This is a genomic window from Granulosicoccus antarcticus IMCC3135 (assembly GCF_002215215.1).
GTDB lineage: Bacteria > Pseudomonadota > Gammaproteobacteria > Granulosicoccales > Granulosicoccaceae > Granulosicoccus > Granulosicoccus antarcticus.
This window is the reverse complement of record NZ_CP018632.1, coordinates 1,701,150-1,713,432: the sequence shown is the minus strand read 5'-3', so window position 1 is coordinate 1,713,432 and position 12,283 is coordinate 1,701,150. Positions and strand designations below refer to the sequence as shown.

Here is a 12,283-nt window from a genome sequence, read left to right as displayed (position 1 = left end):
CCTTTCAACCATTCACCGATCGGTTTGCACCCAGGCTGCTGCTTGATATTGCTTCCAGAACCTTGCGTTACAGAAACACGTGGCATGCCTTTCAAAAAATTCTGCTCCCGAGCTAATTCTCCAGTGAGAACTATCGGCAACACACGCGATTATTGAAGTCAGAATTACACGCCGATCGAGCACTCCAGTGCAGTCCAAACCTCAATCTTGTATAGTCTCGCGCATGAATCTCCTGCTTGTCGCCAATCGCGCCACACCTCCATCGACTTGAGCAATCCGACCTCACTGTGACGATGAATGGCGGTATCGCTGCACTTCCCATGTACGACTGGCCGGAATTGCAGTCACCGATGGACCACTTGTGGTCTGAAATTGCCCATGAATTGCACAATTGTGGCATCAGCGCACCTGCCCGGCTCGCACGCGAGCTGCCGTATGATGCCTGTTGGACTCGGCCCGATCTCGTACTTGGTCAAACCTGCGGCTTGCCAATGGCAACGACACTTGCAGACAAGAACCGTTGGCAGATGCAGGCGTCGCCGCCATTGCACGGCGAGAACTTGCTTGACATGCCGGATACATCACTGCTTGCCAACTACCAATCCCCTAACAGACAATTTCCCAACTCATGATCTATGTACTCGTTGCTCTGCAGAGCGAATTACCTGACGAACTCCCCCCTGGCTACAAGCTGGTTTACACCGGCATCGGCAAGATCAACGCAGGCTATGCGGCACTGAAAACGACGCTTCAGGATGATTGTGAGGCCATTATCAACTATGGCACCGCCGGTGCTTTCCAGCCTGATCACGTCGGGGAGTTACTGCAGATCGGCACCTTGCACCAACGCGACATGAATGCCAGACCAATGGCCGCACTGGGGGAAACGCCTCTGGAAACCCGACTGTCTGCCAGCGAGATTCATCTTCCCCAGGGACAATACAGCCTTGGCACTGGAGACAGCTTTGTCACAGCGCCTCCCGAACAAAGCTCTGACGCTGTTGATATGGAAGCCTACGCAATCGCCAAAGTATGCGCTCTGGAGAACGTGCCCTTTTCCTGCTTCAAATTCATTACGGACCTTGCCGACGAGAATGCCGCTGAGCACTGGCAAGAGAATGTCAGCCTGGGTGCTCAGGTGTTTCTGCGACAGCTTGGTTAGAAAAACTTTTTGCGAGCCAAGCGGTCGACGCAATAAAATAACTACCAAACAGAAACATTCTCCAAACGGTCACTGAATTCGTCCTGGCAGCCTTTGTGAGTTTTCAAGGCTGCGTTAAAGTGTCGACTCATTCACATATTTTGGACATTTCATGCAAGGATATATTGAAATTCAAACGACTGAAGACACCGCCCAACAGCCGACACTAGCAAGACGTATCGCCCAAAATTATCGGCCACGTAAACATCTTGCCGCCCTCATTGTGTGCTCGCCACTTCTGCTGGGTGCACAAATTGCCGCGGCCAGCTGCGCACCGGACGAGACTAACGCTGACTTTATCGACACTGATAACGATGGCTTCGATGATCGTCTGGTGGCTACCGACGTTGCTATATTGGGAGGAGCTCTCAGCTGTGATAGTAGCGTTGGAAGCGGCAGCAAACTGGTCAAATCCGACGTTGCCAATACCTCCAATATCGGCTCCAACAGCAGCGTGATTCAATCCACGTTGGGCCAGTTCCAACTCGGCGCCAATTCACATGTCGATCGCGCCACACTAGGATCCCCGGAAACCGAAGCGGCCCTGGGTGAAGGTGCTGTGGTATTGGCAGGTGCAAATATATTTGCAGCCTTCATTGGCAGCAATGCGCGTATTGACAGAAATGCCAATGTCGCCGGTGGGCGAGGCATTGACATCATGCGTATAGGCAATAGCCTCTCACTCGGTGCTGGCGCCAAAATACGAATCCGTAGCCTGGGAGACCGTGCCACCATTGGTGCTCGTGCCGAGATTGGCCAGAGCCTGACTGCCGGCAATGACTTTTCTTTCGGTAACGACAGCCGTTGGGATGAAGGTGGCTCCGTCGGCGACAACGTAACCATTGGCCGTAAAGTGACAATCAACGGTGGATTCAACGGTGGAAATGGCGTGGTCATCGACAATAACAGCACGCTTGATTTTGTTGTCAGATTGGGCAACAACAGCATTGTCCAACGTGCCGTAACTATCGGTAGTTACACCGAGATCGGCGACAATTCACTCATCATGAATGCTGCCGTCATCAACACTCAGGCAAGCATTGGCAATCGTGTCTTGATCGGTCGACAAGCAACAGTGGGCGAAGGCGTCACGATTGGCGATGGTTCGATCGTTGATAATGGGGCAACAGTCCCTGCCAATACGGATATTCCCGCCGGGCATCTGTTCACCAACGACGGTGCCGTCATACCGCTGCCGTGAATCAATGAGCAATCATTTGGACTGATATTCTACTTGTGCTCCAACGTGCCTGAAAGGGCACACGGAGCGCAAGTAGCCCATCAAAATCGGGTATTAAAACCGGTTTCCAGTCAGTAACACTCAGTACAATCATGTGAAACATACCTGCGCAAGCCCCAGGAGGATTTCACCATGTCGTCACACACTACGCCTCATTTTAATTACAACTCTGGCGACCAGGCTGATCTCACCGCCGGAGGCGCCTCACAGGCGACTATCCGCACGAAAAAAACAGGAAAATTCGTTTCACCACAAAGCAGTACGCTTACTCTGCTCGGTGCGATGATCCTTTGGCTACCTTTGGCCAATGCACAGCCGACAGTCACCGGCAATGTGATCGAAGTCCCGGATGATGGCTGGTACCAGGTTCAATCCGCGACCAGTTACGATTCTCTGTGCCAAGGCGCAACCCAGTGTACCGTCCCCGACGGTACCTATATCGTCATCAATCACACTAATGGGCAGCGTTTCACGGGCATTACCGTGCCATCAGAACCTGCTTCGAGCACCGGTGTGACGATCAGCGGCAATACCATCAGCTGGCCTGACGACGGCTGGTATCAGGTGCAGTCCGAAGCCGACAATTCCTCCGTCTGCCAAGGTGGCAGGTCTTGCATTGTTGCCGACGGCAGTTATCGGGTCATCAATCTTACTACAGGCAAGCGTTTTACCGGAATTGTGGTCGACGACGCCTCACCGCCCTCCTCCGGCATCACACTCAACGGCAACACCCTTTCCTGGCAAGGCGACGACTGGTATCAAGTACAGAACGCGAACAACTATCAAACCGTCTGTGAAGGTGGCAACAGTTGCACGGTTGACCCCGGTAACTATCACATCATCAATCTGACCAGCGGTGTCCGCATCGACAACTTTCAAGTCGGTGGCACCACCAATCCACCCGTTGATGCCCAGGCCCCGACCACCCCGGGCGCACTGCGTGCTGATGTGTATTCGAGCACTCAAGCCGAAATTTTCTGGCAAGCCTCCCAAGACGATGGTTGGGTTACCGGCTACGATATCTACCGCGATGGTCAGCGCTTGCAGCAGAACCTTGATGCGCACAGCTATTACGAAGATACCTTGAGCCCCGGAACCACTTATGAATACCAGGTGCTTGCCATTGACAATGATGGCAATGAAAGTGCGAGCACCGTTGTCCAAGTGACCACCACTGGAGACAGTAGCAACCCAGAACCGCCTACTACCGGTAATGATTTGATAGCAGCGGCCATGGCCCCGACGGTCGATGCCAACAATCAGGTGAGCTGGGCCTTCGATCCGGTCGATTCGGACGTGACACTCGACATAGAACCCTTTGTCGAAATGCCTCTGGCCAGCGATGGCAACCCTGCTCGCTGGAACTCAATGACCACGCTGGGTGACAAGCTCTTCATTGTCGATGAACAAGACGGGCGCATCCATGAAATTACAGGAGGTCAAGCCACACTGTGGTTCGACATGGGGGCAGCCATTCAAGCCAGCACCGGGCGTGCATTGAATATCGATAACCCCTTCCATGGCGGAGTCAGAAGCATCGCCTTTCATCCGGATTTTACCAGCAACGGCAAGCTGTACGCATCACTACTAGAGGAGCGACCGGCTGACCCGGAACAACATCACTACCTGTCGGATGCCGCTGCACTGGACGCTGACAGCGTGCTTGTGGAATGGACGGTCAATACCCACACCATGACGGTGGACCCCAGCAGCTACCGTGAAGTGTTTCGTGTTGGCATACCTGAGTACGATCACCCGATCAAACAGATCGCCTTTGACCCTTCCACAAGTCCCGGTGATAGCGACTATGGTCTGCTGTACATTGCTCACGGTGATGGCAGCCAGGAATCCACAACCACAGTCGGTGGTCAGGGCAACAACGCGCTGGGCAAGATTCTGCGCATCAACCCTTTGGCCAATGGTTCCAGTGGTTATTCGGTGCCGGGAAGCAATCCGTTCGTCGGTGACTCTGCCATGCTTGATGAGGTCTGGTCGCTAGGACATCGGAATCCGCATCACCTGGCTTTCATGCAAGATGGCACTCTACTGGTGGGTGAGGATGGCCGTGACAATATCGACGAGATCAACCTGATTGTGGCTGGTGGTGACTACGGTTGGTCGCAGCGAGAAGGTGCTTATCTACAACTGGGGCAACCCGGCTTGAGCGACGGCATCGACACCTTGCCGGCTGATGATGCCACTCTTTCATATATCTACCCCGTTGCACAATACGGCCACACCGGCAGTGTCGGTGCCTCATTTACCAGGCAGGCTCTGGGAGGTGGCTTTATCGTCGAGAATGGTTCAGAACTGGACGGTCTTTACTTCTATGTCGACTTTCCCAAGTCAGGCGAGATCTACCATTCTCGGGTATCGGACTTACTGGCAGCCAAGACACAAGGTACACCCAGCAGCCTGAGCGTTGCCAAGACCTGGCGCGATGGTATTGCCTTCGATCACGATAACAACCCGGCAACCGAGGCGATCAGCAGCAGCATGAAATCCATCGTGCAATCAGCCGACGGGTTTGTAAATACCAATGATCGAGTGGACATTCGCTATGGACAAGGCCCCGATGGTGAGTTGTATCTGTTCAGCAAGCGCAACAACATGGTGTATCTGGTCAGCAATTCCAAACCTGATGCCACCGATACAGCAACACTTCATGGCGCCTACGTTCGAGGTCTGATGAGTGCAGAGGCCAGCGCAGCCGCACCTGCAGATTGTCTGCTGACAGCCTCACCTGACAGCGCCCCCTTCTACTGCTTCAGTCCGGCAGACAGGCGTCTGATGAGGATCGAGCAAAGTGGTCAGATCACCTGGCAATTCCCGTTACCGGGTGAGAATGCCTCGAATCACATGGAATCCATCAGTTTCGTCAATGGCCATCAGGTCGCCATCATCGCTGATGCAACGCCCTCGCCCGATGATTCAGCTTTCGACATGTCGCTGTTCGAGCAGACTGGCGCCTATGTAGGTACCTATCACATCATTGCCGATATAGAAAATCCTGCCGGTACAGACTTTGCCGGCGTCAATCTGGATGGCCTGAATCTCATCGTGCGTAGCGGCCCTGTTCGACAGGCTAGTGATTCCTCCCTGGGCTTTACCAGTGACGTCTATGTCTACGGCGAACACTATAGCGCCAGAGTCGATGCGGATCTTACCCTCTTGAGCGGCTGGAAAAAAGAAGGGGCTTTTCGGGCAAGGCTCGATTCGAGGACCGGGGCGACATTGAACACTCAGCTATTTCCGGCACTATCGGCAGCACAGGCTTTGTCTCAGTGTGCGGTTCCAATCAACACGCAGGTTTCGGCCGACAGCTGCGGATAAGTGCAGGTTGAACTTGAGGGTTTCGGCCAGGAAAATGGCCGCGATATATTGCCGTCGGGATATTGAACGTGGTTAACTGAATTGATACGGAATTCAACTCAGAGTGCGTTTGCCTGTGCCCTTCTCAGATTCCTCAACACAGAACCACGGCCGGTGGGCTATAGCGCTGATCTGCATAGCCCACTTTTTCAGTCACTTCTACATGTTGCTGCTACCACCATTGTTGCCGGTAATCAGCGAAGCCATGCAGATCAGTTACACCCAACTGGGATTCGGGATCACCATGTTCAGCCTCATGACAGGGCTGGCTCAGGCTCCGATGGGGGTGTTTGTGGATCGTATCGGAGCTGGATGGGTACTTATCATCGGCTTGGCGTTAGAGGGTCTGGCTTTTTCGTTGATAGGTGTCTGGCCAGTTTATGGCGCATTCGTCTTTCTGATGGGTGTGGCCGGATTAGGCAATGCTGTCTATCATCCTGCCGACTACGCCATTCTGAATGCCGTTGCCCTACCAGAGCGAATGGGTCGGGCGTTTTCCTATCACACGGCGGCAGGTCATTTTGGCGAAGCCATGGCGCCATTGACCGTATTGCTGCTGGCCTCATTGTACGGCTGGCAGCATGCATTAATGATTTGCGGCCTGCTAGGCGTTGTTATTGCGGGGGTCTTGTACAGTCGCCGTGCCTGGTTCAACACCGGTACCGAATCGTCTGAATCGGCAGCGAACTCTGCTTCCAGCAAGGCTGAGGCTGTACATGAGGCGACAGCTCTAAAAGTCGATGCCGCACCAGCGCCCACCCAGCCGATCAACAGCAAATCTGAAGCGGCACTGGCACGTCGTCATCTGCTGCTGTCTCGCCCCATTCTCATGTCGGTAGCGTTTTTCATCGGCCTGACACTGGTCGGTAGAGGCGTGACAGGTTTTGGCGTCACCGCCTTACATGAGCAGCACGGATTCAGTCTGACTCTGGCTGGAACTCTGATTTCCGCCTGGTTGTTTGCCTCACCCTTAGGCGTTCTGGCAGGAGGTCGGATAGCCGATGGCAAACGTGATTTTCAGAAAACGATTGTCGCCTGCCTGCTGTTCATCGCCGCGGGTATCTCGCTCCTGGCCTGGATGACGCCGGGTATCTGGCTCAGCGGCACGCTGTTTGCGTTATGCGGATTCGCCAGTGGCGCCATTGCCCCCTCGCGCGACATGCTCGTGCGTTCACTCACACCCCCAGGCCAGGCTGGTACGGTGTTCGGCTTTGTCTCTACCGGCTTTAATCTGGGTGGCATCATCGCACCACCCATCTTTGGCTTCCTGCTGGATCGTGGAGCGGCCAATGGTGTTTTCTGGATAGTGGCTCTCGCGAGCCTACTCACCGTGCTGACGGTAATAGGCTCCTCTGGCAAGCCGGCAAACAAGGTTGCGCATACGATGGCTTAGAAGCCAGCCCGGATTATTCAAGACCATTCCGGGCTAGTAAACGCTCTTCTCAGAACTGAGCCTTCCCAAAAAGTACCCTTACACCGGCAGACTGACTGTAAACCAGTAAGTCATCAAATCCGTCGCCATTAACATCGGCCTGGCTATCCAGATACTCGTAGGTGTAGACAGCATCGGTCTCAGAACTGGCTCTGAATTCCACAGAACCTGCAGGCAGATCATTCAGGTCAATAATGTTTACTGATCCGACAATCCCTGCCGGTATCAAGATCATTCGCGCTGCATCCTCTACCAGCAGGTCATCAAAGCCATCGCCATTGAAGTCTCCTGCGGAATGTAATTTGATGGAACCAAAGTCAGCACCATATCCCGTGAAGGTGATGGTGTGCTCTGCCAGTTCAGCAGCACTAAAGCTCGACTGAGACTGCCAATCCTGGCCCAGCAACACACCTTCGCTATACACGGTACGATTACCCTCGATCGTTTCTGATGCGATAACAAGATCGGTCACGCCATCGGCATTGAAATCACCCGCAGTTTCCTGAATCAACGAGTCGGCGAAACGTGTGCCAGCACTGGTTGAGGTCTCAGCATCGAAAGCTTCCACCGAAACAATACCATCAGTAGCTCCATAGACAATCAGCATGTCAAAGGATCGATCGCCTTCAACATCAGCACCTTGTGGGTAGGAATAACGCAACGCGAAGTCGTCCAGCCCGTCCTGGTTGATATCTCCAAGTGGCAGTACATAGGTGACCCGCCCACCCTCGAAACGCACGTTGTTTGCAGGTACCAGACGATCGACCGCACTACCACTGAAGACAGTGACATCGTTCTCCGCTTCCGGCAATCCGTTCGCACCGTAGAGCACAACCATAGCTGCGCCTGCCTGAGTCAAGGAGCCACCGAGGTATCCAGCCAGGTCATCGCGACCATCACCATTGACATCACCGACTGAGGTGAAACTCATGTTTTCCTGACCCGGCTCAACGCCCTTGATACGACCACCGTTGGTACCGTCGAAGACAATGGGTGTACTCAGATCGGAGCGGTCCAGTACCAGGTCAAAACCACCAAATCGGGATTGTGGCAAGTTTCCCTCATAGTTCGGCAGCAGAATATCCGCGACCCCGTTGCCATTGAAGTCAAGGACTGTTGCACTAAACAGCTCGAGTGCTGTGGAAATACGCTCGTTGGATGCAAAGACATCTTGCTCAGAATTTTCAGATCCGAGTATGAAGGTGGAGGTATCAGCCAGAATATCGCCCTTGCCGTCATTATTCAGGTCACCGATATATTCGGATACCAGAAAGAGACCGCCAGTGGGTAGAGACACAGCTTCGTTATCCAGATAAATGATCTGGGATGCTGTGGGCACCTCCGGTGCTTCAACATCGCCATCGCTATCACCATCAATATCACCGGGGATCAGCGGCGTATCCGTATCGCCCGTATTGTCAGGCACTGTGTTCGGGGTCGAATCCGAACTGCTGCAGCCAGCCAGGATAGCCAGCAGGATCAGGGAATAACGGAAGTTCGTAAGGTTCATCATGCTACTGTTTGATCGTAGAGTAATGCAGAGCGGCAGGTTATTTTTCCGGCTCGACAAGTGAAGAATCAGTGTGATTCAAGTGCGCTTTATCGGCTTCTGCGAAGTTGCTGTCAAGAGGCAGAACGAGGTATTTTTACAAACATTTGAAATAGTTTTCACATGACCGAAACTACCATCGACACATGAATAGTCGCCCCACTCTTCTCTGCTCTACTTCTCTACTCCCCCGCACGCAGGCGCTCGATTGGAAAGGCATCTCGGCCTCAGGCTAGAACGTGTAGTCAGCTGTCAATTTGAAATTACGGCCCGGCTCATAATCCTGCAAGTAGAGCTCTCCGAATCGTGGATGCAGACTCAGACCTGTACGTGATGATTGCGAAGCGTAGTATTCATCGAACAGATTGTCGATGCCGACGGTTATGGATAATCCCTTGAGGACAGTCGGATGCCATTTGGCAGATATATTGTGGACTGCAAATCCGTCCTTGGCATTGTTCTCGGTAGCGCCATCCAGATCAACACCGCTGCCCAGCGATTTCACCACCTGAGCATCCCAATGCAATGCCAGGCGAGATTTCGCCAGATGATAATCCAGTGCGATAGCAAATGTATCTCCCTGTTTGCGATCGAGTCGTGCCTTGTCGAGTACCAGATATTCGCTGTCAGCATCCAGCTCACTATCCGCGATCGAATAGCTGAACAGTGCTTCTAACTGACCAATTTCATAGCCCAGGTAGGCCTCGATACCTTGAACGTTCATATCACCGACATTGTCTTTCCAGCTACCGCCACCATCGGCTTCAGCAATGGGTGCATAGTCGTAGATATAATCATCAAGTTGTGTATTGAACAGCGTAAACCCGGCGCTGAATTCATCAGCTCCAAGCACCGCATTGGCATAAGCCAGTGACAGCTCGGTATTAAGTCCTGTCTCCTGACGAATATCGGCGTTGACAGAATCGTAGAGCCCGGCACCAGTGAATACTTCGCCAATTTCCGGCCCCTTGAACAACTGGGTGGTACTGGCTCGCAAATGCACCGTGGGAGTCAGTTCGAAATCAGCGGCTAATGCGGCCGTCACTTCATCGAAAGTATCGTCCGTGACTACCGTGTCATTCTTCTGAACGTTGTAACGAACTCCAGGAGTCAGTGAGAAACGCTCATTCAGACGGATACGATCCTGTACAAAAATGGCCGAGTCGATTATTTCTTCTGAAGATTTTTCCTGACTACCGTTTTGATAGTCTGCTGAGAAATCTGTTTCGTACTGCGTAACCTCGGCGCCGTAGCTAAAGCCATGCTGCCCCAGATCCTTGCGGACAATAACATTCACTCCCGTATTCGCAGCTTCCCCTTCTATCTGTCCGGCAGAGTCCGCAAAATCGGCATTCTGCGCCCAGCCACTCTCGTCTCGCTGCAGTGTGCTGTCATTGCGGAACAGACTTGCATTGATGCTGCCACCTCGTCTGGATTCTCCCTCATAGTTCAGGGTTACGGTATTGCGGCTGAGCTCGGTTGGCCACAGCAGGGGAACTCCCAGACTCTCTGTAATGGCAAGGTCGGTAGCGAGCCCCATATCTGGGCGGTAACTGTAATCGCCCTCATCCACATAATTTTCAACACCAAAACTGAGGCGATGGTTATCATTGATATCCCAGCCAAACTTCAGTAGTACATCCTGCAGATCTCCCTCCAGACCGCGCACGGTTCCGTCAGTACCTTCGATGGTATTACCGCTGAAGTCCTTGATTTCACCACCACCAACTTCGTAATTATCTCGGTTGACGCCGTTGTAGTAGGCAATGACATCCACGGCCTCTGTTAATTGACCGTAACCCGTCAAGGCAAAGCTTGTCCCTGAGTTGTCGCCATAACCTAGTTGCACACGGCCACCTGCACGCTGCCCTTCCTCTAGTAGCTGCTCGGCTGATTTTGTCCTGAAGCGTACAGAACCTCCCAGACCACCATTGACTACGCTGTTATTGCCGACGTCGATATCGACAGATTCCAGAATATCGGCGTGTATCTGAAGATTTCCCAAATGGTGATACATATAGGTGTTCTGGTTAGCGCCATCAATGCTGATACGCAAATCCTTGTCGTCCATACTCCGGATAGTGATGCGCTGGTTCAGGGAATGTGCGCCCCCCACATCCACACCAGGTACAGAACGCAGCAAATCACTGATGTGATCCGCCTGCTTGATGCCAATGCCCTCGCTGCCCAACTTTACAGATGAGGATTGAACCTGAGTCCCCCAGACAACCATCGGACCCAGCACTAATGGCTCCTCCTCACCTTCCAGCTGCTGGGCGTACACCTGTTGCATGGATAGCACTAAAGGCAGCACCGCAAACAAAGTCCGCGACAAGAGTACTGGCGGTTTAGCTGGAACAGTCATTGATTTCCCTATGAGCCATTGCATGCCCACAGGCAGCAATCTGAATTGAATTGCAACAAACACTAATGATAATGCGAATTGTTAGCATTTGTATTATGATACACAGGTAATTTGCAAAATCAATCACAAAGTGCTCTCCCACCGATGCCTGTCTGATTTATCAAATGCGACAGCCGGTTTTCAACCTCGGAACTCAATGATGAAGCTTCTACATTCCACCGCTGGCATCGCGCTGATCCTGAGCGCGGCCATCACTCCACTGACAGCATCAGCTGTTGATATCGAGACGGCCAGAGGTGTGGTCACAGTGACAGATCATCCAACCACACTTGCGGTATTTGACATCCCCGCTGTAGATACTCTCCATGCTCTGGGAGTCCCCATCGCTGGGACTGTCGACAAGCTGTTTGTCGATTATCTGGATGAGGTGCAAAGCTCCGCAACGAAAGTGGGCAGTCTCTTTGACCCCGACTATCAGGCACTGTCAGCCTTGCAACCCGATCTTGTCATCGTCGGTGGTCGTTCAGCCGGCACCCTCGACACCGTCTCCAAACTGGCTCCAGCCATCGACATGAGCATCGATGGTAATGATCTACTGATACAGACACGAGAACGCACACTGCAATACGGCGAACTGTTCAACAAGTCCGAAAAAGCCGATGAGCTGGTCGCACAACTGGATGTAGCAGTGGACAAGGCTCGTTCAGCGGTTGCCGGCAAGGGTAAAGCTCTGATACTGATGACCAATGGCCCGAAGATCTCGGCCTTCGGTCCCGGCTCACGCTTCGGATGGATTTACTCGGAACTGGGCCTGGAGGCTGCCGTTGATGATGTTGCCATCGCCGGCCATGGCGACGCCGTCTCTTTTGAATTCGTACTGCAATACGATCCGGACTGGCTGCTGATCATCGACAGAACTGCGGCCATTGGCCAAGAGGGCGATAGTGCCCGGCAAACACTGGACAATGAGTTGATTCACGAGACACAAGCCTGGCAGAACAAACGCCTTGTCTACCTGAACAGTGCCGATCTCTACATCGCGGGTGGTGGCATACAAGCACAAATACGCACACTGAATCAAATCAGTAGCGCTTTCACGATTGCCAACTAAACAGTATTTCTAC

8 protein-coding genes are annotated in these 12,283 nt (G+C 52.9%); 6 read left to right on the top strand and 2 right to left on the bottom strand.

The genetic code is table 11. The annotated features are described in order from the left end of the window. Positions 1–293 precede the first annotated feature (293 nt). The 5 genes from IMCC3135_RS07330 (at position 294) to IMCC3135_RS07310 (ending at position 7,206) form a co-directional block, all read left to right on the top strand. Positions 294–632, top strand: coding sequence for a hypothetical protein (locus IMCC3135_RS07330; protein WP_088917014.1), 339 nt, complete (start codon positions 294–296; stop codon positions 630–632). Then, a complete protein-coding gene (locus IMCC3135_RS07325; protein ID WP_088917013.1) occupies positions 629–1,162 on the top strand; it encodes a phosphorylase family protein in 534 nt (177 codons plus the stop codon). The genes IMCC3135_RS07330 and IMCC3135_RS07325 overlap by 4 nt, the downstream gene beginning before the upstream one ends. Positions 1,163–1,313: 151 nt before the next feature. Then, a complete protein-coding gene (locus tag IMCC3135_RS07320) occupies positions 1,314–2,402 on the top strand; it encodes a DapH/DapD/GlmU-related protein (protein WP_088917012.1) in 1,089 nt (362 codons plus the stop codon). Between the two features lie 171 nt (positions 2,403–2,573). Further along, positions 2,574–5,774 carry a PQQ-dependent sugar dehydrogenase gene (locus IMCC3135_RS07315; RefSeq protein ID WP_088917011.1) on the top strand — a complete coding sequence of 1,067 codons (3,201 nt, stop codon included), beginning with the start codon at positions 2,574–2,576 and terminating at the stop codon, positions 5,772–5,774. A gap of 103 nt (positions 5,775–5,877) precedes the next feature. Next, a complete protein-coding gene (locus IMCC3135_RS07310; protein ID WP_335589290.1) occupies positions 5,878–7,206 on the top strand; it encodes an MFS transporter in 1,329 nt (442 codons plus the stop codon). A gap of 49 nt (positions 7,207–7,255) precedes the next feature. Here IMCC3135_RS07310 and IMCC3135_RS07305 read toward each other — a convergent pair whose 3' ends face one another. Both IMCC3135_RS07305 and IMCC3135_RS07300 read right to left on the bottom strand, forming a co-directional pair. Beyond that, positions 7,256–8,758 carry an FG-GAP repeat domain-containing protein gene (locus IMCC3135_RS07305; protein ID WP_088917009.1) on the bottom strand — a complete coding sequence of 501 codons (1,503 nt, stop codon included), beginning with the start codon at positions 8,756–8,758 and terminating at the stop codon, positions 7,256–7,258. A 268-nt stretch (positions 8,759–9,026) separates the two neighbouring features. Beyond that, positions 9,027–11,159 carry a TonB-dependent receptor domain-containing protein gene (locus IMCC3135_RS07300; protein ID WP_088921726.1) on the bottom strand — a complete coding sequence of 711 codons (2,133 nt, stop codon included), beginning with the start codon at positions 11,157–11,159 and terminating at the stop codon, positions 9,027–9,029. 196 nt (positions 11,160–11,355) lie between these two features. On the opposite strand from IMCC3135_RS07300, the gene IMCC3135_RS07295 reads away from it, so the two are divergent. Continuing rightward, entirely contained in the window at positions 11,356–12,270 is a 915-nt protein-coding gene (locus IMCC3135_RS07295; RefSeq protein ID WP_205737951.1) for a siderophore ABC transporter substrate-binding protein, read from the top strand. Positions 12,271–12,283 lie beyond the last annotated feature (13 nt).